Origin of the sequence: Actinoplanes hulinensis, assembly GCF_019429605.1 — a bacterium.
GTDB classification, from domain to species: domain Bacteria; phylum Actinomycetota; class Actinomycetes; order Mycobacteriales; family Micromonosporaceae; genus Actinoplanes; species Actinoplanes campanulatus.
Genome location: NZ_JAHXZI010000010.1, coordinates 302,505 through 324,379, shown reverse-complemented (window position 1 = coordinate 324,379; position 21,875 = coordinate 302,505). Strand labels below are relative to the sequence as shown.

Here is a 21,875-nt window from a genome sequence, read left to right as displayed (position 1 = left end):
GGGGGGTTGACCTCCGCCCCGGACAGGTGCCGTCCGACCCTACCCGACGCCGGAACACCTGTGCTAACGGCACGTCGTGCCCGTCCGGGGGACCATGTCACATGGCAGCATGACGGTCATGGCGGACGATGTGGCGGCGGTGGTCTGGGACAGTGCCCTGCTGGACTATGACATGGGCGACCATCCGCTCAATCCGGTGCGGGTGGAACTCACCATGGCACTCGCCCGCGAACTGGGCGTTCTGGACCGCCCCGGAGTTCAGATGATCACTCCCGGACAGGCTAGTGATCTCGATCTCACCCGCGTGCACCGTGCGGACTATCTGGACGCCGTCCGTCTCGCCCCCATAGATCCCTTCTTCACGGGCTGGGGACTGAACACACCGGACAACCCCGTCTTCGACGACATGCACGAGGCCTCCGCCCGGATCTGCGGCGCCACCCTCGCCGCCGCGCAGGCCGTCTGGCACGGGACGGCCCGCCGCGCGGTCAACGTGGCCGGTGGGCTGCACCACGCCATGCCGGCCCGGGCCGCCGGATTCTGCGTCTACAACGACCCGGCGGTGGCGATCGCCTGGCTGCTGGAGAACGGGGCGCGGCGGGTGGCGTACATCGACGTCGACGTGCACCACGGCGACGGTGTGCAGGCGGTCTTCTACGACGACCCACGGGTGCTCACGGTGAGCCTGCACGAGACCCCGCTGGCGCTCTTCCCCGGCACCGGGTTCGCCGACGAGATCGGCGGGCCGAACGCCGAGGGCACCGCGGTCAACGTGCCGCTGCCACCGTCCACCGGCGACGCCGGCTGGCTGCGGGCCTTCCACGCGATCGTCCCGTCGGTGGTCCGCGCCTTCGCCCCGGAGATCATCGTCAGCCAGTGCGGCGCCGACGCCCACCGGCTCGACCCGCTCGCCGACCTGCGGCTGTCGGTGGACGGCCAGCGCGCGGCGTACATCGCCATGCGGGCCCTGGCCGACGAGCTCTGCGACGGCCGCTGGGTGGCCACCGGCGGCGGGGGCTACGCGCTGGTCGAGGTGGTGCCCCGGGCGTGGGCACACCTGCTCGCCGTGGTCACCGGCGACCCGCTGCCCCCGGAGACCCGGATCCCGCAGCCGTGGCGCGTGCTGGCCGGGTCGCGCCGGCCGGGGACCACCGTCCCGGAGACGATGACCGACGGGACCGAGCCGCCGGTGGAGCCCTGGCCGGGAACCAGCGAGGACGCCGTGGACCGTGCCGTCCTCGCCACCCGGACGGCGGTCTTCCCGCTGTACGGCCTCGACCCGCACGATCCCCGGGACTGACGGTGGAACGCAGCGCGGACGTCCTGCTCTCCGACGGCACCACGGCACACCTGCGCCGGATCCGGCCGGAGGACGCGCCGGCCATCGTGGACTTCCACTCCCGGATGAGCGACCGGACCCGCTACCTCCGCTACTTCTCGCCGTACCCCCGGATCCCGGAGCGCGACCTGCACCGGTTCGTGAACGTCGACCACCGCGACCGGGAGGCGTTCGTCACCGTCGCCGACGGCCGGATCACCGCGGTCGGCCGGTACGAACGGCTCGGCCCCGACTCGCCGGAGGCCGAGGTCGCCTTCGTGGTGGAGGACGCGCTCCAGGGCCGGGGCATCGGCTCGGTGCTGCTGGAGCATCTCGCCGACGCGGCCCGCGAGCACGGCATCACCCGGTTCGTGGCCGAGGTGCTGCCGGAGAACAGCGGCATGCTGCGGGTCTTCGGCGACACCGGCTACCAGGTGCAGCGCCGCTACGCCGACGGGGTGGTGCACCTGAGCTTCCCGATCGCGCCGACCGAGAAGTCCCGTGAGGTGCAGGAGTCCCGCGAGCACGTCACCGAGGCGCGGTCGATCGCCCGGCTGCTGGCGCCCCGGGGAATCGCCGTCTACGGCGCCAGCGCCACCGGCCACGGGATCGGCGCGCACATCCTGGGCAACCTGCGTGACGGCGGCTACACCGGCGGAATCGTCCCGGTGCATCCGTCCGCCGAGCGGGTGGCCGGGCTCACCGCGTACCGGAGGGCCTCGGAAGCCGGTGTCCCGATCGACCTGGCCCTGATCGCCGTGCCCGCGGACCGGGTCGCCGAGGCCGGGCGCGACGCGGCCCGCGCCGGAGCGGGCGGCGCGGTGGTGGTCTCGGCCGGCTTCGCCGAGACCGGCACGGAGGGCGCCGCCCAGCAGCGCGGCCTGATCGAGGCCGCGCGGGCCGCGGGGTTGCGCGTGGTGGGCCCGAGCAGCTTCGGGATCGCCAACACCGACCCCGGGGTACGCCTGAACGCCACCCTCTCCCCGCGCCTGCCGATCGCCGGCCGGGTCGGCTTCTTCAGCCAGAGCGGCGCGCTCGGCGTGGCGCTGCTGGCCGAGGCCGACCGCCGGGGTCTGGGCCTGTCCAGCTTCGTGTCGGCCGGCAACCGCGCCGACGTCTCCGGCAACGACCTGCTCCAGTACTGGCAGGACGACCCCGGCACCGACGTGGTGCTGCTCTACCTGGAGACCTTCGGCAACCCGCGGAAGTTCGCCCGCCTGGCCCGCCGGATGAGCCGGATCAAGCCGGTGGTGGCGGTGGCCTCGGCGACCCGCCCGCCCGGTCTGGCCGGTGACACGCCCGGCCCGGACGCGCACGCGGTGACCGCCCTGTTCGCCCGCTCCGGCGTCATCCGGGTCGACACCGTGCAGGAGCTCTTCGACGTCGGCATGATCCTGGCCCACCAGCCGCTGCCGGCCGGCCGCCGGGTCGCCGTGGTCGGCAACTCGTCGGCGCTCGCCGAACTGGCCGTGGTCGCCTGCCGGTCGGCCGGTCTCCTGGTGGCCGACGGCTACCCGCGGGACACCGGCCCGGACGCCGGCGCGCACGATCTCGCCGACGCGCTGGCCGACGCGGCCGTCGACGACCGGGTGGACGCGCTGCTGGTGGTCTTCGCCCCGCCGGTGCCCGGCCGGCACGCCGACGAGGACGCCGACTTCGCGGCGGCCCTGGCGAGCGTGGCGCTGGCCGGGGAGAAGCCGACCGTCGCGACGATGGTCTTCGGGCAGGCCCCGCCGCGGGTGCCCGGCTATCCGTCGGTGGAGGAGGCGGTCCGCGCGCTGTCCCGGGTGGCCGACTACGCCGACTGGCTGCGGCGCCCGCCGGGCGTGCTGCCCGAGCTGTCCGGCATGGACCCGGTGGCCGCCGAGACGGCGGAGGACCCGGCCGGGTTGCTCGCCGCCTACGGCATCGCGATGGTGCCGGCGGTGCAGGCCGGCGACGAGGACGCGGCGGTCGCCGCGGCGGCCGAGGTGGGCTATCCGGTCGCCCTCAAGGCGGCGGGCGGTGCGCTGCGCCATCGGATCGACCTCGGCGCGGTGCGCCTCACCCTCTCCGGAGAGGAGGGGGTACGCGCGGCGTACCGCGAACTGGCGGGGGCGTTCGGTCCGGACGTGCTGGTGCAGACCATGGTGCCGCCGGGCGTCGCCTGTGTCGTCGAGATGGTCGAGGACCCGGCGTTCGGCCCGGTGATCGGCTTCGGGCTCGGCGGTGTGGCGAGTGAGCTGCTCGGCGACCTGGCCTGGCGGGCCGCGCCGCTCACCGACCGCGCGGCCGAGGCGCTGGTCGACGAGCCCCGGGCGGCCCCGCTGCTGCACGGTTACCGTGGCTCCACGCCGGTGGACCGGGCCGCCCTGATCGACCTGCTGCTGCGGGTGGGCCGGCTGGCCGACGAGCACCCGCGGGTCCGGTCGCTGACCCTGAACCCGGTGCTGGCCCGCCCGGACGGCTGGACCGTCCTGCACGCGGCCGTCGAGTTCGGTGACCCGGGGGCCCGGCCGGACACCGGCCCCCGGAGGTTGCGGAGGGTCTGACGGTCTGAGGGTCAGCTCGCGTAGGCCTCGAGGCGGGACGCCCGCTCCGGGTCACGCAGCTTCAGCATGGTGACCTTCTCGATCTGGCGGATCCGCTCGCGGCTCAGGCCGAACTCGCGGCCCACCTCGTCCAGGGTGCGCTGGCGGCCGTCGTCCAGGCCGAAGCGCAGCCGGATCACCGCGGACTCCCGCTCGGAGAGGGTGCTGAGCACGATCTCCACCTCGCTGCGCAGCTCGCCCTGGGTGTGGCCCTCGCCGGGCACGTTCGGGTCGACGGCGGCCACGAAGTCACCGAGGGCGCTCTCGCCGTCCTCGCCGACCGCCTGGTCCAGGCTCACCGGCTCCCGGTCGTACGAGATCAGCTCGATGACCTGGAACTCGGGCACGTCCATGGCCTTGGCGATCTCGGCGATGCTCGGCTCGCGGCCGATCGTGGCGGCCAGGTCGCGGCGGCAGCGGACCATGCGGTTGACCTGCTCGACCATGTGCACCGGGATGCGGATGGTGCGGGCCTGGTCGGCCATGGCGCGGGTGATGGCCTGCCGGATCCACCAGGTGGCGTACGTGGAGAACTTGTAGCCCTTGGTGTAGTCGAACTTCTCGACGGCGCGGATCAGGCCGAGGTTGCCCTCCTGGATCAGGTCGAGGAACGCCATGCCCCGTCCCGTGTACCGCTTCGCGATGCTGACCACCAGGCGCAGGTTCGCCTCCAGCAGGTGGTTCTTCGCGGCCTTGCCCTCGGCGACGATGACCCGCAGCACGGGCGCCAGGTCGGCGGGAGCCGACGGCAGCTTCTCCTCGGCGTACAGGCCGGCCTCGATGCGCTTGGAGAGCGTCACCTCCTCGACGGCGGTGAGCAGCCGGGTCCGGCCGATGCCGTTGAGGTAGGCGCGGACCAGGTCGGCCGAGACGCCCCGCTCGTCGGTCGCGTCCAGGTCGGCCAGCGTCTCGACTTCGTCGGTCATGATGTCCTCGACGACCGTGGACTCCGACGCCTTCATCTCCAGGACCACTTTGAGTCCCCTCCCCCGCGATAACGTCTCGTGCGAACCAGCCGCTGCGTGCCGGTGTGAGGGCTAGCTTCGTCCGAGGCGCGTTAAGCGGAGGTGAGGCCAGCGTCCAGGTGGCATGAATCGGGGAGAAGCCTGTGGTCGTCAAACCGACAACCGGGCGTTCGAGGCACCGGGACACTTGCCGCAGGCCGATAATGTGCTTGGCCCTAGGAGGGGATCTGCGTGGTCTTCAAGAAGATGTTGCAAGCGCTCGGCGTCGGTGGGCCGTCGGTCGACACCGTGCTGACCAACCCCAACACCTATCCGGGCGGCTTCCTCGAGGGGCACGTCCATGTGGTCGGCGGTGACCACGCGGTGGATATCGAGTACGTGGCCGTCGCCCTGACCACCCGGGTCGAGGTGGAGAGCGGCGACAGTGAGTACCAGTCGAATCAGGAGTTCCACCGGCAGCGGCTGACCGGTTCCTTCAAGCTGGAGCCGGGCGTCCGTCACGACGTGCCGTTCCGGTTCGAGGTGCCGTGGCAGACCCCGATCACCGAGGTGTACGGGCAGCATCTGCACGGCATGACGATGGGTCTCGCCACCGAGCTGGAGGTGGCCCGCGCCGTCGACAAGTCGGATCTCGACACGGTCGCCGTGCACCCGCTGCCGGCCCAGGAGCGCATCCTCAACGCGCTGCTCCAGATCGGTTTCCGGTTCAGCAAGGCCGACGTGGAGCAGGGCCGGGTCTACGGGGTGGAGCAGCACCTGCCGTTCTACCAGGAGATCGAGTTCTACCCGCCGCCGCAGTACGCGAGCGGCATCAACCAGCTGGAGCTGACCTTCCTGCCCACCCCGCAGAAGCTCCAGGTGGTGCTGGAGCTGGACAAGCGCGGCGGTGTCTTCACCGAGGGGCACGACGCGTTCGGCAGTTTCGACGTCGACTACGCCACCGCCGACCAGGTGGACTGGGTGTCGCGCCTGGACCAGTGGCTGCGCCAGTCGGCGTCCCGCCGGGGGCTGTTCTTCTAGAGCTCCAGCAGGACCGTGCAGGGTCCCACGTTCACGCTTTCCACCAGCATGTGCGCCCGGAAGCGGCCGGTCTCGACCGTCGCTCCCCGGGCGCGCAGTGCTTTCACGTACTCCTCGACGAGCGGCTCGGCGGTCTCGGCCGGCGCGGCCGCGCTCCAGCTCGGGCGGCGCCCCTTGCGGGCGTCGCCGTAGAGGGTGAACTGGCTGACCACCAGGACCGGCGCGTTGTGGTCGGCGGCCGACCGGTCGTCCAGCACCCGCAGCTCCCAGGTCTTGCGGGCCAGCTCGGCGGCCTTGGCCGGGGTGTCGTCGTGGGTGACCCCGACCAGGACCAGCAGACCGTTCTCGATCTTGCCGACCACCTCGTCGCCGACCGTCACACTCGCCCGGCTCACGGTCTGTACCACTGCGCGCATGATCGTGGACGGTACCGGAGCCCGGCCTGCCATCATGATTGGCGTGACGTTCTCCCTGCCGGTGCCGGCCGAAGCCAACGACCTCCTCAACCGCGACCCGCTCGCCGTGACCCTGGGCATCGTGCTGGACCAGCAGATCACCCTGGAGAAGGCGTTCACCTCGCCGTGGGTGCTGGCGCAGCGGCTCGGGCACGAGCCGACCGCCACCGAGATCGCCGACTTCGACACCGAGCGGCTGATCGCGATCTTCGCCGAGCCGCCGGCCCTGCACCGCTTCCCCAAGGCGATGGCGGTGCGGTCCCAGGAGGTGTGCCGGATCATCGCCGACCGGTACGACGGCGACCCCGCGAACCTGTGGCGCGACGCGAAGACCGGCGCCGAGCTGTACCGCCGGATCCTCGCCCTGCCCGGCTTCGGCAAGCAGAAGGCGCAGATCTTCGTGGCGCTGCTCGGCAAGCTCTACGACGTGCGGCCGGAGGGCTGGCGGGAGGCGGCCGGCGGCTACGGCGAGGAGGGGTCGTACCGGTCGGTGGCCGACATCGTCGACGCCGATTCGCTGGCCCGGGTGCGCGCCTACAAGAAGCAGGCCAAGGCCGAGGCGAAAGCGGCCAAGGAGGCCTGAGGTCCCGACCCGGTGGGCGGGACGGCCCGTCCGGTGCAAGGATGGCGGGGTCGATCGGAGAGCTCGCGTGAAGAGACACCCGGAGCGTCCGGTGTTGATCACCGACGCCGCCACCAGCCAGGAGGACCAGCTCCGCAGCCGGCAGATCCGCTACGTCTCGATGATGTCGGTGCGTGCCGGATGCCTGATCCTCGGCGCGATCCTGATCAGCGCGCAGGTCCCGTTGCTCCCGCTGTGGCTGGCCCTCTGCGCGCTCGGCATGGTCCTCCTGCCCTGGATGGCGGTGCTGATCGCGAACGACCGGCCGCCCAAGAGCAAGGCCGAGCGGGCCGCCGACGCGGCCGCCCGGGAGGACACCCGGCGCGCCCTGACCCAGCCGGCCCCCGAGCCGGACCACATCACCATCGACGCCGAGGTGGTCGACGAGACGCGAGGCCGCACCGACTGACCCCCGAGGCGCGCCTCCCGCTCCGCGTCTCTTTCCAACCCCTCATCGGTACGCCGTCCGCGCGGCCCGATCCTCGAAAGAGGCAGGCGGGCCGGCAGGGTGAGTCCTGTCCAGCCCCGCCTGCCGACCGTCGTCGGCCCCCCGGTTCCCTCAGCGGGGTGTGGGACGCCCGCCGACGGTCGAGACCGCGGTGGCCCCGAGCGCGTTGCCGGCCCGCAGCGCCGCTTCCGGATCGGCCCCGGAGCACCACGCCGCGAGCAGCCCGCCCGCGAAGGCGTCACCCGCCCCGGTCGGGTCCCGCACCGGCACGACCTCCGCCGCCACAGCCGCGACCCCGTCCGTGCCGTGCCAGAGGGCCCCGCCCGCGCCCTGCTTGATCACCACGTTGCGGACCTGACGGGCGAGCCGTGCCGCCTGCTCGACGGGCGTGCCCGGACCGGCCAGCGCTTCGGCCTCGTCGGCGTTGCACAGGAGCAGGTCGGCTCCCCGTACCCAATCCAGGAAGACCTCGGCCCCGACGGCGCGCAACGGGGCCGCCGAGGCCGCGTCGACGCTCACCGTGAGTCCTCTCGAGGCCGCGGCCGCCAGTGCCGCGAGGCCCGCCGGGCGCGACCCGGCGTGCAGCAGGGGATAGCCGGAGAGATGCAGGTGCCCGCCGGCCGGCGCGGCCGACACCACCGCGGTGACGTGGTCCGGGTCGAGCAGCAGCGACGCGCCGCGATCGGTGATCATGGTGCGTTCCGCGGCGCCGGTGAGCACCACCACGCTGCCGGTCGCGGCGTCCGCGATCCGCACCGCGCACCGCACACCGCCCGCCTCCAGCTCGGCGACCCGGTCCCGGCCGGCCCGGTCGTCGCCGACCGCCGCGACCAGGGTGACCGCCCGGCCGGCGTGGGCGAGCCAGGCGGCCGTGTTCGCGCCCTGGCCGCCACCGGCGACCCGGATCGCCGCGTCCGTGTCCGAGCCGGGCTCGATCGGCCCGTGGTGCTCGACCAGGACGTCGGTGACCAGGTCGCCGACGACGAGGATCATGGTCACGCCGGGACGGCGAATCCGACCGGCGCGGACGACCCGCTGCTGGTCGCCACCGCGATCTTCGCGGCCAGCGCGGCGTTGCGCAGGATGATCTGGATGTTGACCGCCAGGCTCTTCCCCTCGGTGCTGGAGTGGAAGTGGCCGAGCAGGAACGGCGTGACCGCCTTGCCGGTGATGTTCTGCTCGGCGAGCAGGTTCAGCCCGGTCGCCAGGGTCCGGTCGTGCAGCGCCGGGTCCAGCTGCTCGTCGGTGGGCAGCGGGTTGGCCAGCACCAGCGCCCCCTCGGAGACGCCCTGCGCGGCACGGGCCCGGATGAAGTCGGCCACCTGCTCCGGCGAGTCCAGTTGCCAGTCCAGGTCGAAGCCGCCGTCGGTGATGAAGAAGCCGGGGAAGCGCAGGGTCCGGAAACCGGCCACCGACACGCCGAGCGTCTCCAGCCGCTCCAGGGTGGCGCCGACGTCGAGGATCGACTTGACCCCGGCGCAGACCACCACGATCGGGGTCCGGGCCAGCGCCGTGAGGTCGGCGGACTCGTCGTACGTGACGTTCGCCTCCCGGTGCACCCCGCCGAGGCCGCCGGTGGCGAACACCCCGATGCCCGCGGTCGCGGCGATCGCGCTGGTGGCCGCCACCGTGGTCGCCCCGTCGGCGCGCCGGGCCGCCGCGACGGCCACGTCCCGCACCGAGAGCTTGGCCACCGACTCGGCCGACGCGAGCCGCTCGACCTGGTCGTCCTCCAGCCCGACGATCACCTCGCCGCCGATCATGCCGATGGTGGCCGGGACCGCGCCGTTGTCCCGGACGGCCTGCTCGATCTCCCGGGCCACCCGGATGTTGTCGGGGTGCGGCAGACCGTGCGAGATGATCGTGCTCTCGAGCGCCACCACCGGCCGGCCGTCCCGGCGGGCACGGGTCACATGCTCGCCGTATCGAATCGCGAAGTCAGTCGTCACGCTGGTTACCGTACGGGCCGGACCCCCTGCGTTGTCGTTGGACCGACCAGGCGTGAGGTGTCAGACTTGGCCGCTGAGGCTTTGCTGATTTCCCGAAGGGCAGATAACCGTGAGCACCCAGATCCTGGAGCGTCCGGACACCCGTGACGCCGACACCGGGCCGGAGATGTTCCACTACGTCCGCAAAGAGAAGATCGCTGAGAGTGCCGTCATGGGCACCTACGTGATCGCTCTCTGCGGTGAGACCTTCCCGGTGACCAAGTCGCCGAAGCCGGGGTCGCCCGTCTGCCCCCAGTGCAAGGAGATCTACGAAGCCATGAAGGCCTGATCCGGGCGTGACGGGCGGAAACGCACTGCTCGTCGCGGACCTGATCGGTGTGGCGGTGTTCGCCGCCTCGGGCGCCTCGGCCGGCGTCGCGAAACGACTCGACCTGTTCGGTGTCGCGTTCGTCGGCTTCGCGGCCGCGCTCGGTGGTGGCATTCTGCGCGACCTGGTGATCGGCGCGGCGCCCCCGCTGGCATTCGCCGACTGGCGCTACGCGGTGACCGCGGTGGCCGTCTCGGTCGCGGTCTTCTGGCTGCATCCCACGCTGCACCGGGTCCGGCGCAGCGTGCTGGCGCTGGACGCCGCCGGCCTGGGCCTGTTCACCGTGACCGGCACGCTCAAGGCGCTCGACGCCGGCGTTCCGGAGGTCGGCGCCTGTCTCGTGGGGATGCTCACAGCGATCGGCGGAGGCCTGACCCGCGACCTGCTCACCGGGCAGATCCCGGCGGTCCTGCAACGAGAGATCTACGCGGTGGTCGCACTCGGCGGCGCCGTGCTGGTGGCCGTCCTGCACCGGTTCCAGCTCACCGGTCTGCTGCCGCTGGCCACCTCCGCGGCCCTGATGACGGTGGTCCGGCTGCTCGCACTCCACCGCCGCTGGTCGGCTCCGGTGGCGGTGCCGTAGACCCGCTCCGCAACCTCACGTGGCTATGCTGAAGCCCGCCTCCGCGCCTCTCATCGCGGGGGTTTTTCCGTGGAGAAGGGATCACCGCAGCTTGAGCCCGCCTGTGCCGAACCTGGAGATCTTTCCGCCGCTGCGGGACTGGCAGCGCAAGGCGATGGTGACGTACCTGCGTCGCCGTTCCGAGGACTTCATGGCCGTGGCGACGCCCGGCGCCGGCAAGACCACGTTCGCCCTGCGGATCGCGGCCGAGATGCTCGTCGACGGCACCTGCGACGCGGTCACCGTGGTGTGTCCCACCGAGCACCTCAAGACGCAGTGGGCGCTCGCCGCGGCCCAGGTCGGCATCCAGCTGGACCCGCACTTCCGTAACTCGGACGTGCACTCGTCGCGGGACTTCCACGGCGCCGTCCTGACCTACGCGCAGGTCGGCATGGCGCCGGCCGTGCACAAGCGGCGCACCATCACCCGGCGCACGTTCGTGATCCTGGACGAGATCCACCACGCCGGTGACTCGCGTACCTGGGGGGACGGGGTCAAGGACGCCTTCGAGCCCGCTGTACGGCGTCTCCTGCTCACCGGGACTCCGTTCCGGTCCGACGAGAACCCCATCCCCTTCGTGTCGTACGAGCGGGGTTCTGACGGTGTCCAGCGGTCCCACGCCGACTCGGTGTACGGGTACGCCGACGCCCTCCGCGATCAGGTCGTCCGCCCGGTGCTGTTCATGGCGTACTCGGGGGAGACCCGCTGGCGCACCAATGCCGGCGACGAACTGGCCGCCCGGCTGGGTGAGCCGATGACCAAGGACCTGGTGGCGCAGGCCTGGCGTACCGCCCTGGACCACCGGGGCGACTGGATGCCGCAGGTCATGCGGGCCGCCGACGCCCGGCTCACGAAGATCCGCGAGCACGGCATGCCGGACGCGGGCGGCCTGGTCATCGCGAGCGACCAGCAGTCGGCCCGGGCGTACGCGAAGCTTCTCCACGACCTCACCGGCGAGTCGGCCGTCGTGGTGCTCTCCGACGACGAGGGCGCTTCCGGGCGGATCGCCGAGTTCGCCGCGTCCGAGAAGCGCTGGATGGTCGCGGTCCGGATGGTGTCGGAGGGCGTCGACATCCCCCGCCTGGCCGTGGGGGTGTACGCGACGAGCGCCTCCACCCCGCTCTACTTCGCCCAGGCGATCGGCCGGTTCGTCCGGTCCCGGCGCCCCGGCGAGACCGCCACCGTCTTCCTGCCCAGCGTGCCGCACCTGCTCGGGCTGGCCAGCGAGATGGAGGCGCAGCGCAACCACGTGCTGGGCGCGCCGAAGGACCCCGACGGCCTGGACGACGAGCTGATCGAGCGGGCGCAGAAGTCCGAGGACGCCCTGGGCGACCTGGACAAGAAGTTCGAGGCGCTGTCCGCCACGGCCGAGCTCGATCAGGTCATCTACGACGGCACCTCGTTCGGCATGGCGGCCCGGACCGGCACCCCCGAGGAGGCCGACTATCTGGGGCTGCCCGGCCTGCTCACCCCGGACCAGGTGACCACCCTGCTGAACAAGCGGCAGCAGGAGCAGATGGCGGCCGCGTCGAGGCGGCAGGCGGAAGAGGCGAGGAACCAGGAGCCCGCGGTCCGGGAGCCGGTCGTGCCGATGAGCGCTGGCGAGCGCCGCAACAGCCTTCGCCGCCAGCTCAACACCCTGGTGGCGGCGCATCACCACCGGACCAACCTGCCGCACGGGAAGATCCACGCGGAGCTTCGCCGGATCTGCGGCGGGCCGCCCAGCGCGCAGGCCACGATAGAGCAGCTCGAGGAGCGGATCGCGACGATCCAAACGTTCTGATGTAAAGAGGACTTGACGTCAAGTCGACTTAACATCATCATTGATGCATGACCACGACGCTGATGGATCGATTCGTTCGCTGGAACCTCGACTTCGACGGCGACCTCTATGGCCGCGACGAGCGCGAGCGCCTGCGGTGGTACGAGGCCGTCACCGTCTCCTTCCAGCTCCAGGCCATCGTCGTCCCGTGGACGGCCACCGCCCTGGTCTGGGCCGTCGGTGAGCCGGTCGCCTGGCCGCTGCTCATCCTGCTGGCCGTGTTCCTGGTCCCGATCGGCTTCTCCTCGATCTACGTGCAGAGCCGCCGGGTCGACACCACGCCGCGGGTGTGGAGCCGCAAGCGCCTGTTCATCTCGACCCTGCTGGGCGCCCCCTACGTGGCCTTCGGGATCGGTTTCCTCTACCACGCCTACCCCGAGTCGGACGTCTGGCGTTCGGCCCTCATCGGCTCGCTCATCGGCCTCGCCGCCGGTGCGGTGATCCAGGCCGTGCAGACCCGCCGCGTGCGCCGCCGGGACGCGCTGCTCGTCGGGGACGACGACTGATGGCCCCGGTGCGGGCCGCCGAGTCCGACGGCACGACCGGCGCCCGGATCAGGGACGCCCGAAAGGCGGCCGGGCTGACCCAGCAGGGCATGGCCGCCGAGATCCAGGTGAGCCGGCAGACCGTCATCGCGATGGAGACCGGCGACTACGCGCCCTCGGTCTACCTGGCCATCAAGGTGGCCCGGGCGCTGGGTGTCACCGTCGAGGACCTCTGGGGCCACTGAGCCGGGCACGGCAGAGAGGGCGCTCCCTGCAGGGGGAGCGCCCTCTCTTCGTCACATGTATCGGTTGGGGACCGCTGCTAGTTGCTTGAGTTCGACATCATGTCCGCGCCGCGCCAGGTGAACTCGGGATCGGCCGCGTACTGCACCGCGATCTTCACCAGGTCCTCGGCGTACCGGTTGGCGTGGTGGCCGCAGAACACCAGCTCTCCACCACCCGCCAGGGTCAAACGGAGCTTCCCGGCTGCATTGCAGCGGTCGCACCGTTCATCGGCTGCGGGGCCGGCCAGACTTCCGGCCGGCGGCGTGAGGGTCGGGGTCATCGCCTTCCTCCTCTGTTCGTCACCGATGAACATGTTCCTCGGCTACTGCTCACACATCGTGCAACACCCTGCACCGTTGCAGCCTTCCCAAGGTGCCCCGGGGGGACCAGGGTCACACGTTGGTTCCAGCTAGTGTGCCGTGATCCAAGGGTGCCACGTCAACGATCACTTCTGCACAACGGTCTGATCACCACCCGTTGATGTACGGGTGGTGACCAATTGGACACGCAATGTTGACCAAAGGTCCTAGTCGAGGTAGTCGCGCAGAACCTGCGACCGGGACGGGTGACGCAACTTCGACATCGTCTTCGACTCGATCTGCCGGATCCGCTCCCGGGTCACCCCGTAGACCTGGCCGATCTCGTCGAGCGTGCGCGGCTGGCCGTCGGTCAGGCCGAAGCGCAGCCGGACGACGCCCGCCTCCCGCTCGGAGAGCGTCTGCAGAACCTGCTGGAGCTGATCCTGCAGCAGCGAGAAGGAGACCGCGTCGACCGCGACGACCGCCTCCGAGTCCTCGATGAAGTCACCGAGCTGGCTGTCGCCCTCATCGCCGATCGTCTGGTCCAGCGAGATGGGCTCACGCGCGTACTGCTGGATCTCCAGCACCTTCTCCGGCGTGATGTCCATCTCCTTGGCCAGCTCCTCCGGGGTGGGCTCGCGGCCCAGGTCCTGGAGCAGCTCGCGCTGGATCCGGCCGAGCTTGTTGATCACCTCGACCATGTGCACCGGGATGCGGATGGTGCGGGCCTGGTCGGCCATGGCGCGGGTGATGGCCTGCCGGATCCACCAGGTGGCGTACGTGGAGAACTTGTAGCCCTTGGTGTAGTCGAACTTCTCGACGGCGCGGATCAGGCCGAGGTTGCCCTCCTGGATCAGGTCGAGGAACGCCATGCCGCGCCCCGTGTACCGCTTCGCGAGCGACACGACGAGCCGCAGGTTGGCCTCGAGCAGGTGATTCTTCGCCCGCTCGCCGTCCCGGTTGATCCACTTGAGGTCGCGCTCGAAGTTGCGCTCGAGTGCCTCCTCGCCCTCCTCGGCGGCCCGCAGGCGCTCGGCGGCGTAGAGGCCGGCCTCGATCCGCTTGGCGAGCTCGACCTCCTGCTCCGCGTTGAGCAGCGGAACCTTGCCGATCTGCTTGAGGTAGGCGCGGACCGAGTCGGCGGAGGCGGTGAGCTCCGCGTCCCGGCGAGCCTGCTTGAGCGCCTCGGACTCCTCGTCGTCCCACTCGAAGTCGCCGTCGGTGGCCGAGCTGGCGGCGTCGGTGGCGGCGGCGGCGACCATGGCGGCCGGCTCCTCGATCACCACGTCCTCGACCGCGGCGGCGAGCTCCTCGGGATCGATCTCCTCGCCCTCGGGGCCCTCACCGGGCTTGGCGGCCTTGGCGGCGGTGGCCTTGCGGGCCGGAGCGGCCTTCGCGGCCGCGGCGGTGGCCTTGCGGGCCGGAGCGGCCTTGCGCGCGGCGTCGCCCTCGGCGGCCGGAGCGGCCTGCTTGGGCGCGGGCGCCGCCTTCTTGGCCGGCGCGGTCTTGGCGGTGGTGGCCCGCGAGGCCGGGGTGGTGGCGCGAGCCGCCGCCACCTTCGGCCGGCGGGTGCTGGCCGATCCGTCGACCACGACGGTGATGCCGGCGTCCACCAGCGCCCGCAGGATCTTCTTGGCCTGCGCCGGGTTGACCGCGGCGGACTCGAGCGTGTGCGCGACCTGTGCCGAGGTGAGTTGCCCGCCAGCACCCTGAGCATGGGTGATCAAGGCCTCGGTGAGAGAGCGAACGTCGGCACCGTTCTGGTGGGCTTCTGTCACGAATGACCTTCCGGAGGCGATGAGATTGGGCACGGCCAGGTCCAGCGCAGCACGCGGGGGCGAGTGTCGCCGGAGTCGGTTTGGGGACCCCCGGGTCACGGACCGTCCCGGTGGTCGGTGTCCGTGAAGCGGGTGCAGGGGTGAATTGTAGCGCCGCTTACCGAGATCCTCCGCCCACAGCACGCCGCCGGGGCCCGGCGACCTCGTCAGAGGCGCCTGACGCGAGAATGGTATCGGCGGAAAGGACCCATACGTGAGCGAGATTCCGGTGGCATCGACACCCGATGAGTTGTTGGCCCTGGCGGTTCGAGTGGCCCGGGAGGCGGCCGCCACGGCCCGGCGGATGCGCGCCGCGGCGATCGGCGACGTCGAGACCAAGAGCACCGACACCGACGTCGTCACGGCGGCGGACAAGGCGGTCGAGCGGCAGGTCGTGGAGGCGCTGCTGGCCGAGCGGCCAGGCGACGGCGTGCTGGGCGAGGAGTACGGCGACTCCGCCGAGGTGGCGCCCGGCGCCGTCCGGTGGATCCTCGACCCGATCGACGGCACGGTGAACTACCTGTACGGACTGCCCCAGTACGCGGTCTCGCTGGCGGCCGAGCGGGACGGCGAGGTGGTCGCCGGGGTGGTGGTCAACGCGGCCACCGGCGACGAGTGGACGGCCACCCGGGGCGGTGGGGCGTGGCGGGCCGGGCGGCGGCTCAGCGGCTCGGTGCGGGCCACGCTGGACCAGTCCCTGGTCGGCACCGGGTTCGGCTACGACGCGCGGCGACGGGCCCATCAGGGCGCCGTACTGGCCGGTCTGATCACCCGTGTGCGTGACATCCGGAGATTCGGTGCGGCGGCGCTGGACCTCTGCATGGCCGCCGAGGGGCAGCTCGACGCGTACTTCGAGAAGGGTCTCAACGCGTGGGACCACGCGGCGGGCGGCCTGATCGCGGCCGAGGCGGGTCTCACCGTGGCCGGGCTGGCCGGCGCGCCGGCCGGCCGGACGATGCTGGTGGCCGCGCCGCCGGCGATCTTCCCGGCCCTGCACGACGCCCTGGTGGAGCTGGACGCGGCGGGTGGCCCGTGAAGGCCTATTCCGGGTCCTTGGTCGCCTCGACCGGCTTGACGCAGGCGCCCGGCGGGAGGGTGGGCTCGCCCACCTCGACCAGCGACTGGTTGACCTCGGTCGTGGTGGCCAGCTGCTGGAACTGGTCGCCGATGACGATGTCGATGACGTCGCCCTTGCGCTTGGCGTTGTAGACCATCTTGGACTGGGCCAGGAAGTATGCCCTGATCAGCTGGGCCTTGCCGGCCGCGTCCGGGCCGAACCGGACCTCGGCGACCCCGGCGAACTTGGTCTTGCTCTTGCCCGGGTCCTGGACGGTGAAGCGCCGGTTCTTGAACTCGGTGGTCACCTGGTCGGCCAGGCCGGCCCGGTTGGTCCCGTTGAACACCTTGACGGTGATCTCGGCCGGATCGTCCGGGAGCCGCATGTCGGCCAGCGGGGCCCCGGCCGGGCAGTCGCTGCCGTTCGCGGTGTTCCGCTGCGTGTCCCGGAAGAGGGCGACGACGACGAACACTATTGCGGCCACGGCGAGCACGCCGACGACGACCAGCGCTCGGACGCGGGCAAAGCTCATGGGGCAGGCTCCAGGATCGGACGGCGGCCCGGGTGAGGCGCCCGGACCTGTCGAGAGGTTAGCGTCTGTCCGCCAGGGGCGCGGAAACAGGGAATGCTTCCGGCGCGTTGACGATGATCCAGAGGCTGGTGCCCCTACTTTGATGTCGCCTCAGTCACATCGGGAACAATGTGCCGCCAGAGCGCGTACAAGCCTGCCGCGACAGGGGTAAGGTTCCGCGCCCGGCAGGCCGGTTTCTGGTGTCAGAAATCGTCCACCGAAACAGGGAACCGAAACCTTGTCATCGGCGTTACAAACGCCAAAGTGACACATCGATACAGGAGAGTGAAAACCGATGGCCACCGACTACGACGCCCCGCGTCGCGATGAGGTCGACCTCGGCGAGGACAGCCTCGAGGAGCTCAAGGCCCGTCGCGCCGACTCACAGTCGGGCGCAGTGGACGTCGACGAGGTCGAGGTGGCGGAGAGCTTCGAGCTGCCCGGCGCCGACCTCGCTGATGAGGAACTCACCGTGAAGGTCCTGCCGATGCAGACCGACGAGTTCCGCTGCTCCCGCTGCTTCCTCGTGCACCACCGGAGCCAGCTGGCTACGGAGCGCAACGGGGAGCTGATCTGCCGCGAGTGCGCCTGACGCACTCGCGCGCAGGTCGCGTCACCACCCGGTCGCGGTTTCCGCGGTCGGGCCCACGGCGTTCTCGCCGCTGTTTGACACGGGGTTTGACCCTGGGGCGGAACCGGGCACTGACAGCCGGTGACGACCACGGGAAGGACGACGATGAGCCATCCGGATCGCGCGACCGAACCCGGCGCCGAGATCGAGCCCGTCGCGCCCCGTGCGCCGGAGGAGGTGGGCCGCACCGTCGCGGCCCTCACCGCCGACGACCTGGAGCAGGGTGGCCGGAGCCGGTTGCTCGGCCGGCTGGCCGGTCAACTGCGCGGGCGTGGGATCGGCCGGGTGTTCCGGCCGAAGGCGGCGCTGCGCTGGGTCGCCGACACCGTCGCCGAGCTGGCCCCGCACGTGCCGGTCCGGGATCGGGAGACGCTGTGCCGGCACTTCCCCGGCATGGACGACGGGGAGCTGGCCGAGCGCCTGATCCGCAACGCCGCCCGGGCGACCGCCGGGGTGGGCGCTGCCGGGGGCGGCATCGCCTCGGTCGAGTGGGTCGCCGCCCCGACCCTGCTCTCCGTGCCGGTGCTGCTGGCCACCGAGACGGTCGCCGTGGTGGCGATCGAGATCAAGTTGATCGGGGAGCTCCACGAGCTGTACGGCCAGCCGATCACCGGCGACGTCGGGGAGCGTGCTCTGCGCCTGATCGAGGCGTGGTCCGGGCAGCGCGGTGTCAACCCCATGGTGCCCGGCGTCGGGGTCGCCACCGTGCTCAGCACGGCGTCCCGCAGCGAGTTGCAGAAGTCGTTGATGAAGCGGTTCGGCCGCAACCTGACCACGCTGGGGCCGATGCTCACCGGCGCGGTCGTCGCGAGTTACCTGAACCGGCGGGCCACCCGGGTGGTCGGTGACAAGGTGCACGACGACCTACGGAGGAAGGCCCTCAGGACGCCGCCCGCTCGGCCCGCGCTCGGCCGCTGACCTCGAGCAGGGCGGTGGCCAGCTCGACCGGGCGCCGGGTGCTGACCACCCAGAACGGGGTCGGGTCGGCCGGGTCGTCGAGCAGCACCTGCACCGCCGGGCCGATCCAGGCGCGCTGCACCACGAAGGCCAGCGGGTGCGAGCCGACGCCCAGCGCCTCCCGCTTGCCGGCGGCGTCCAGCGCCACCACGCCGGAGATGAACTCGACCGGGAGCCGGGCGTCGTCGACCCGGAACTCCTCCGGTGTCACCTCGACGCGCAGCCGGTTCAGCGGGAGCAGCAGCAGGACACCGAGCGGGGGCAGCACCGCGAACGGCAGCCAGACCGGCAGATCGGGCACGCCCAGCACCAGTTCGACGGCGAGGATCGCGGCGGCGGCTAGGGCGGCGGGCCAGGCCCACCACGGCAGGCCGAGGCGTTCCTGATGGGCCGTCACCGTGCGGATCGGGGACTCGGGTGTCACCCTCGAAGGGTACGGCGCGCCTCCGTGGCGGGGCGCGGCAGGATGGCAGGGTAAGTGCCGCCCGCAGTGCCCGTGCCAGTGAGGAACCCCGACGTGCCCGACGTGAACATCCAGGTCCTCCGGATCGACCCGGACCTGCCCGTACCGGCCTATGCCCACCCCGGGGACGCCGGCGCGGACCTGTTCGCGGCCGATGAGGTCGAGCTCGTCCCGGGCGCCCGGGCGAAGGTGCGCACCGGGATCGCGATCGCCCTGCCGGACGGCTTCGTCGGCCTGGTGCACCCACGCTCCGGGCTCGCCGCGCGCCTGGGCGTGACGGTCCTCAACGCGCCCGGTACGGTCGACGCCGGCTACCGCGGCGAGATCCTGGTGAACCTGATCAACCATGATCGGCAGAACACCGTCAAGATCTCCCGGGGCGACCGGATCGCCCAGCTCGTCGTTCAGCGGGTGGAGCGGGCGGTGTTCCACCAGGTGGACACGCTCGACGACACGGCGCGGGGCGCGGGCGGACACGGTTCGACCGGCGGCCACCAGGCCCTCTGAGCCCCGAAGAGAAGGAAAGGCTGGCAGTGATGTTCTCCCGTAAGCGTGGTGCCGCGAAACACGTCCGGGCGGCCGACGCGCCGCCCTCCAAGGCGCTCGCCGACAGCCTCGCCTCCGACGGTTCGGCGCCGGCGCCCGAGTTCGGGCCGTGGGACGCCCAGCACGCCCCGGCCGGGGTGCGGCGGCTCGATCTGGGCAGCCTCCAGATCCCCGCGCTCGACGGCGTCGAGGTCCGGGTGCAGGCGAACCCGGACGGCAGTGTGGAGCAGATCGTCCTGGTCGACGGCGAGAGCGCCCTGCAGCTCGGGGTGTTCGCCGCGCCGCGTACCGAGGGCATCTGGGTCGAGGTGCGTGAGGAGATCGCCCAGGCGATGGCCGCGGACGGGGTCTCCCCGCGCGAGGTCCAGGGACGGTACGGCGTGGAGCTGCTGGCCCGGGTGAACACCCCGGACGGCCCGGCGGAGGTCCGGTTCGTCGGCGTGGACGGGCCCCGCTGGATGGTCCGGGCGCTGTTCCAGGGCGCGGCCGCCGCCGCGCCGGGGAACGAGGGCGTGCTCGGCGAGGTGCTCTCCGGTCTGGTCGTGGTCCGGGACAACGAGCCCCGCCCGGCGCGCGAGCCGCTGCCGCTGCGCCTGCCGAAGGAGATGGCCGAGCAGGGCCAGGCCGCGGCCCAGCAAGCGGCGAACGGCAGCCAGCCGGAGTGACCTAGATCACCGGGGCACTCTGGGCGTAGCGTGGACGTCCGGCACACGCGCACACTGCGTCGCGTCGACGAAGGGTGACGGCGAAGTCATGACGACCGAAGAGCGCACCGGACTGCGCCGGTTCCTGGACCGGCTGACGGCGACCGATTCGGAGCTGGACGCGAGGGAGCTGCAACGGGACAGCGCCAAGTGCGGCGCCGTCCCGGTGGGCGGCTGCCAGCGCGGACAGGTCGTCTCGGTGTCGGGACGACTGCGGACGGTGGCGTACACTCCTCGCACCAACCTGCCGACGCTCGAGGCCGACCTCTACGACGGCAGTGACGTGGTCACGCTGGTCTTCCTGGGGCGCCGGTCCATCTCCGGCATCGAACCGGGGCGTCAGCTCACCGCGCGAGGCCGGATGGCGATCCGGGACGACCGCAAGGTGATCTACAACCCCTACTACGAGCTGGAGGCGCCCCGGTGACATCCGGAAGCGAGCCGCGCCACGCCGCGCACGAGTCGGTCGAGGAGCGGCTCTCCGAGATGCTCTCCTCCGCCGAGGAGAAGATCGCCGAGGAGATCATCGCGGATCATGACCTCCACGAGATGAGGCCGGCCGGGAAGCCCGGTGACGACGAGGAGCCACTCCCGTCGATGAGCGAGCAGATCGCCGAGCAGCTCGGCGGTGTTCGCGGCCTGATCGAGTCGAGCGTTCCGGTGCTCGCCTTCGTCCTGCTCAACGTGCTGCTCGGTGAGTCCGTGGCGGGGCTGGAGAAACGTACCGCCCTGCTGTGGGCGATCATCGGCTCGGTCGGTTCGGCGCTGGCCATCGGCGCGGTGCGGCTGGCCCGCCGGCAGCCGGTCCGGCACGCGGTCAACGGCCTCTTCGGCATCGCGCTCGGCGCCTGGCTGGCCTGGCGCAGCGGTGACGCCAAGGACTTCTACCTGCCCGGCATCCTGCTGACCTTCGGTCAGGCGGCGGTGCTGCTGGTCTCGGTGGCGATCCGCAAACCCCTGATCGGGTACGCCTGGGGCATCATGGCCAACAAGGGCAAGCAGGACTGGTTCGACAACGGCCGGCTCGTCCGTACCTTCCAGTGGCTGACCGTGCTCTGGGCCGTCTCACTCAGCACGCGCGCCGGCATCCAGGCGGTCCTCTACGCGATGGACAAGGCGAACGCGCTCGGCATCGTGCGCATCCTGGTGAGCTGGCCGATCTACGCCGCCACGTTCGCCTTCACCATCTGGGCCATCCACCGGGTGACGTCGGCCCAGCGCCGGGACACCGCCGTCGCCTAGGAGGAACCGAGGACCACGGCGCGGACCTGGTCCTCCACCTCGGCGGTGCACACGAAGATCAGCTCGTCGCCGGCCTCCAGCGGATCGTCGGGGGTCGGCACCACCACCCGCTTGCCACGCAGGATGGCGACCAGGGCGGCGTCCCGCGGCATCGGCACCGAGCGGACCGGCTGGCCCTCGTAGGGCGCGTTCTTCGGCAGGGTGATCTCGACGAGGTTGGCCTCGCCCTGCCGGAAGGTCATCAGCCGGACCAGGTCGCCGACCGTCACCGCCTCCTCGACCAGGGCCGCCATCAGGCGGGGCTTGCTCACCGAGACGTCGACGCCCCACTGCTCGGTGAAGAGCCACTCGTTCTCCGCCCGGTTCACCCGGGCCACCACCCGGGGCACCGCGAACTCGGTCTTGGCCAGCAGCGACACCACCAGGTTGGCTTTGTCGTCGCCGGTGGCCGCGACCACCACGTCACAACCGGCCAGGTCGGCGTCCTCCAGGCTGCTCAGCTCGCAGGCGTCGGCGAGCACCCAGCGGGCCTCCGGCACCCGTTCCGGGCACAACTGCCGGGGCTGCCGCTCGATCAGCATGACCTCGTGACCGTTGCCGATCAGCTCCTGGGCGATGGACCGGCCCACGTTGCCGGCGCCGGCGATGGCGATCCGCACG

At 71.7% G+C, this 21,875-nt stretch carries 26 protein-coding genes; 17 read left to right on the top strand and 9 right to left on the bottom strand.

Translation table 11 applies throughout. The features are described 5' to 3' along the window. The first annotated feature begins 118 nt into the window (after nt 1–118). Both KZ829_RS21090 and KZ829_RS21085 read left to right on the top strand, forming a co-directional pair. Nucleotides 119–1,300 (top strand): acetoin utilization protein AcuC, encoded by a 1,182-nt coding sequence (locus tag KZ829_RS21090; RefSeq protein WP_220145635.1) that lies wholly within the window; start codon nt 119–121, stop codon nt 1,298–1,300. A gap of 2 nt (nt 1,301–1,302) precedes the next feature. Continuing rightward, nucleotides 1,303–3,849, top strand: a complete 2,547-nt coding sequence (locus KZ829_RS21085) for a bifunctional acetate--CoA ligase family protein/GNAT family N-acetyltransferase (protein ID WP_220145634.1) — start codon at nt 1,303–1,305, stop codon at nt 3,847–3,849. Between the two features lie 11 nt (nt 3,850–3,860). On the opposite strand, the gene sigB is transcribed toward KZ829_RS21085, so the two are convergent. Beyond that, nucleotides 3,861–4,814 carry an RNA polymerase sigma factor SigB gene (gene sigB, locus KZ829_RS21080; RefSeq protein WP_220145668.1) on the bottom strand — a complete coding sequence of 318 codons (954 nt, stop codon included), beginning with the start codon at nt 4,812–4,814 and terminating at the stop codon, nt 3,861–3,863. A gap of 270 nt (nt 4,815–5,084) precedes the next feature. On the opposite strand from sigB, the gene KZ829_RS21075 reads away from it, so the two are divergent. Then, entirely contained in the window at nt 5,085–5,873 is a 789-nt protein-coding gene (locus KZ829_RS21075; protein ID WP_220145633.1) for a sporulation protein, read from the top strand. Here the strand turns inward: KZ829_RS21075 and dtd are convergent. After that, nucleotides 5,870–6,289, bottom strand: a complete 420-nt coding sequence (dtd, locus tag KZ829_RS21070; RefSeq protein ID WP_220145632.1) for a D-aminoacyl-tRNA deacylase — start codon at nt 6,287–6,289, stop codon at nt 5,870–5,872. The two genes, KZ829_RS21075 and dtd, sit on opposite strands and share 4 nt — an antisense overlap. Nucleotides 6,290–6,323: 34 nt before the next feature. On the opposite strand from dtd, the gene KZ829_RS21065 reads away from it, so the two are divergent. Both KZ829_RS21065 and KZ829_RS21060 read left to right on the top strand, forming a co-directional pair. Next, nucleotides 6,324–6,911, top strand: a complete 588-nt coding sequence (locus KZ829_RS21065; protein ID WP_220145631.1) for an HhH-GPD-type base excision DNA repair protein — start codon at nt 6,324–6,326, stop codon at nt 6,909–6,911. A gap of 67 nt (nt 6,912–6,978) precedes the next feature. Beyond that, entirely contained in the window at nt 6,979–7,359 is a 381-nt protein-coding gene (locus KZ829_RS21060; RefSeq protein WP_220145630.1) for a DUF3099 domain-containing protein, read from the top strand. 150 nt (nt 7,360–7,509) lie between these two features. Here the strand turns inward: KZ829_RS21060 and KZ829_RS21055 are convergent, their stop codons facing one another. Both KZ829_RS21055 and KZ829_RS21050 read right to left on the bottom strand, forming a co-directional pair. Then, a complete protein-coding gene (locus tag KZ829_RS21055) occupies nt 7,510–8,391 on the bottom strand; it encodes a carbohydrate kinase family protein (protein WP_220145667.1) in 882 nt (293 codons plus the stop codon). A 2-nt stretch (nt 8,392–8,393) separates the two neighbouring features. Beyond that, nucleotides 8,394–9,347: a pseudouridine-5'-phosphate glycosidase gene (locus KZ829_RS21050; RefSeq protein ID WP_220145629.1), complete on the bottom strand. Its 954-nt coding sequence runs from the start codon at nt 9,345–9,347 to the stop codon at nt 8,394–8,396. Between the two features lie 103 nt (nt 9,348–9,450). On the opposite strand from KZ829_RS21050, the gene KZ829_RS21045 reads away from it, so the two are divergent. The 5 genes from KZ829_RS21045 to KZ829_RS21025 all read left to right on the top strand — a co-directional run bounded on the left by KZ829_RS21045 (nt 9,451) and on the right by KZ829_RS21025 (nt 12,888). Continuing rightward, a complete protein-coding gene (locus KZ829_RS21045) occupies nt 9,451–9,675 on the top strand; it encodes a DUF3039 domain-containing protein (protein ID WP_220145666.1) in 225 nt (74 codons plus the stop codon). Between the two features lie 7 nt (nt 9,676–9,682). After that, entirely contained in the window at nt 9,683–10,297 is a 615-nt protein-coding gene (locus KZ829_RS21040; RefSeq protein ID WP_220145628.1) for a trimeric intracellular cation channel family protein, read from the top strand. Nucleotides 10,298–10,388: 91 nt separating this feature from the next. Continuing rightward, nucleotides 10,389–12,119, top strand: a complete 1,731-nt coding sequence (locus KZ829_RS21035) for a DEAD/DEAH box helicase (protein WP_220145627.1) — start codon at nt 10,389–10,391, stop codon at nt 12,117–12,119. A gap of 47 nt (nt 12,120–12,166) precedes the next feature. Then, nucleotides 12,167–12,664: a hypothetical protein gene (locus KZ829_RS21030; protein WP_220145626.1), complete on the top strand. Its 498-nt coding sequence runs from the start codon at nt 12,167–12,169 to the stop codon at nt 12,662–12,664. Beyond that, the gene (locus KZ829_RS21025; RefSeq protein WP_220145625.1) at nt 12,664–12,888 is read left to right on the top strand and encodes a helix-turn-helix transcriptional regulator; all 225 of its coding nucleotides are present in this window, start codon (nt 12,664–12,666) and stop codon (nt 12,886–12,888) included. The genes KZ829_RS21030 and KZ829_RS21025 overlap by 1 nt, the downstream gene beginning before the upstream one ends. A gap of 77 nt (nt 12,889–12,965) precedes the next feature. Here KZ829_RS21025 and KZ829_RS21020 read toward each other — a convergent pair whose 3' ends face one another. Continuing rightward, on the bottom strand, nt 12,966–13,208 hold the full coding sequence (locus tag KZ829_RS21020; protein ID WP_183216247.1) for a DUF7455 domain-containing protein: 243 nt from the start codon (nt 13,206–13,208) through the stop codon (nt 12,966–12,968). Nucleotides 13,209–13,454: 246 nt separating this feature from the next. Then, nucleotides 13,455–15,005, bottom strand: a complete 1,551-nt coding sequence (locus KZ829_RS21015; RefSeq protein ID WP_220145624.1) for an RNA polymerase sigma factor — start codon at nt 15,003–15,005, stop codon at nt 13,455–13,457. 253 nt (nt 15,006–15,258) lie between these two features. Between KZ829_RS21015 and KZ829_RS21010 the strand changes: the two genes are divergently transcribed. Next, the gene (locus KZ829_RS21010) at nt 15,259–16,080 is read left to right on the top strand and encodes an inositol monophosphatase family protein (protein WP_220145623.1); all 822 of its coding nucleotides are present in this window, start codon (nt 15,259–15,261) and stop codon (nt 16,078–16,080) included. Nucleotides 16,081–16,084: 4 nt separating this feature from the next. Here KZ829_RS21010 and KZ829_RS21005 read toward each other — a convergent pair whose 3' ends face one another. Then, nucleotides 16,085–16,633, bottom strand: coding sequence for a LytR C-terminal domain-containing protein (locus tag KZ829_RS21005; protein WP_183216242.1), 549 nt, complete (start codon nt 16,631–16,633; stop codon nt 16,085–16,087). Nucleotides 16,634–16,967: 334 nt separating this feature from the next. Between KZ829_RS21005 and KZ829_RS21000 the strand changes: the two genes are divergently transcribed. After that, nucleotides 16,968–17,264 carry a DUF4193 domain-containing protein gene (locus KZ829_RS21000; protein ID WP_014446959.1) on the top strand — a complete coding sequence of 99 codons (297 nt, stop codon included), beginning with the start codon at nt 16,968–16,970 and terminating at the stop codon, nt 17,262–17,264. A gap of 144 nt (nt 17,265–17,408) precedes the next feature. Next, complete coding sequence (locus KZ829_RS20995) at nt 17,409–18,221, top strand: hypothetical protein (protein ID WP_220145622.1); 813 nt, start codon at nt 17,409–17,411, stop codon at nt 18,219–18,221. Here the strand turns inward: KZ829_RS20995 and KZ829_RS20990 are convergent. Beyond that, entirely contained in the window at nt 18,184–18,684 is a 501-nt protein-coding gene (locus tag KZ829_RS20990) for a DUF3093 domain-containing protein (RefSeq protein WP_220145621.1), read from the bottom strand. The genes KZ829_RS20995 and KZ829_RS20990 overlap by 38 nt on opposite strands. A gap of 93 nt (nt 18,685–18,777) precedes the next feature. On the opposite strand from KZ829_RS20990, the gene dut reads away from it, so the two are divergent. From dut to KZ829_RS20970, 4 genes are all read left to right on the top strand, one after another. Then, nucleotides 18,778–19,230, top strand: a complete 453-nt coding sequence (gene dut / locus KZ829_RS20985; RefSeq protein WP_220145620.1) for a dUTP diphosphatase — start codon at nt 18,778–18,780, stop codon at nt 19,228–19,230. 29 nt (nt 19,231–19,259) lie between these two features. Further along, complete coding sequence (locus KZ829_RS20980; RefSeq protein WP_220145619.1) at nt 19,260–19,934, top strand: DUF3710 domain-containing protein; 675 nt, start codon at nt 19,260–19,262, stop codon at nt 19,932–19,934. A gap of 88 nt (nt 19,935–20,022) precedes the next feature. After that, nucleotides 20,023–20,400 (top strand): OB-fold nucleic acid binding domain-containing protein, encoded by a 378-nt coding sequence (locus KZ829_RS20975; RefSeq protein ID WP_183216232.1) that lies wholly within the window; start codon nt 20,023–20,025, stop codon nt 20,398–20,400. 122 nt (nt 20,401–20,522) lie between these two features. Then, complete coding sequence (locus tag KZ829_RS20970) at nt 20,523–21,215, top strand: DUF3159 domain-containing protein (RefSeq protein ID WP_372453885.1); 693 nt, start codon at nt 20,523–20,525, stop codon at nt 21,213–21,215. Here the strand turns inward: KZ829_RS20970 and KZ829_RS20965 are convergent. Beyond that, nucleotides 21,212–21,874, bottom strand: a complete 663-nt coding sequence (locus tag KZ829_RS20965) for a potassium channel family protein (RefSeq protein WP_183216229.1) — start codon at nt 21,872–21,874, stop codon at nt 21,212–21,214. The genes KZ829_RS20970 and KZ829_RS20965 overlap by 4 nt on opposite strands. Nucleotide 21,875: the final 1 nt, after the last annotated feature.

Coding starts and splice junctions, on each gene's coding strand:
- KZ829_RS21000 (WP_014446959.1), top strand. CDS start 16,968: ATGGCCACCGACTACGACGCCCCGCGTCGCGATGAGGTCGACCTCGGC.
- KZ829_RS20980 (WP_220145619.1), top strand. CDS start 19,260: ATGTTCTCCCGTAAGCGTGGTGCCGCGAAACACGTCCGGGCGGCCGAC.
- dtd (WP_220145632.1), bottom strand. CDS start 6,289: ATGCGCGCAGTGGTACAGACCGTGAGCCGGGCGAGTGTGACGGTCGGC.
- KZ829_RS21030 (WP_220145626.1), top strand. CDS start 12,167: ATGACCACGACGCTGATGGATCGATTCGTTCGCTGGAACCTCGACTTC.
- KZ829_RS21025 (WP_220145625.1), top strand. CDS start 12,664: ATGGCCCCGGTGCGGGCCGCCGAGTCCGACGGCACGACCGGCGCCCGG.
- KZ829_RS20975 (WP_183216232.1), top strand. CDS start 20,023: ATGACGACCGAAGAGCGCACCGGACTGCGCCGGTTCCTGGACCGGCTG.
- KZ829_RS21065 (WP_220145631.1), top strand. CDS start 6,324: ATGATTGGCGTGACGTTCTCCCTGCCGGTGCCGGCCGAAGCCAACGAC.
- KZ829_RS21020 (WP_183216247.1), bottom strand. CDS start 13,208: ATGACCCCGACCCTCACGCCGCCGGCCGGAAGTCTGGCCGGCCCCGCA.
- KZ829_RS20970 (WP_372453885.1), top strand. CDS start 20,523: ATGAGGCCGGCCGGGAAGCCCGGTGACGACGAGGAGCCACTCCCGTCG.
- KZ829_RS21090 (WP_220145635.1), top strand. CDS start 119: ATGGCGGACGATGTGGCGGCGGTGGTCTGGGACAGTGCCCTGCTGGAC.
- KZ829_RS20995 (WP_220145622.1), top strand. CDS start 17,409: ATGAGCCATCCGGATCGCGCGACCGAACCCGGCGCCGAGATCGAGCCC.
- sigB (WP_220145668.1), bottom strand. CDS start 4,814: ATGACCGACGAAGTCGAGACGCTGGCCGACCTGGACGCGACCGACGAG.
- KZ829_RS21005 (WP_183216242.1), bottom strand. CDS start 16,633: ATGAGCTTTGCCCGCGTCCGAGCGCTGGTCGTCGTCGGCGTGCTCGCC.
- KZ829_RS21055 (WP_220145667.1), bottom strand. CDS start 8,391: ATGATCCTCGTCGTCGGCGACCTGGTCACCGACGTCCTGGTCGAGCAC.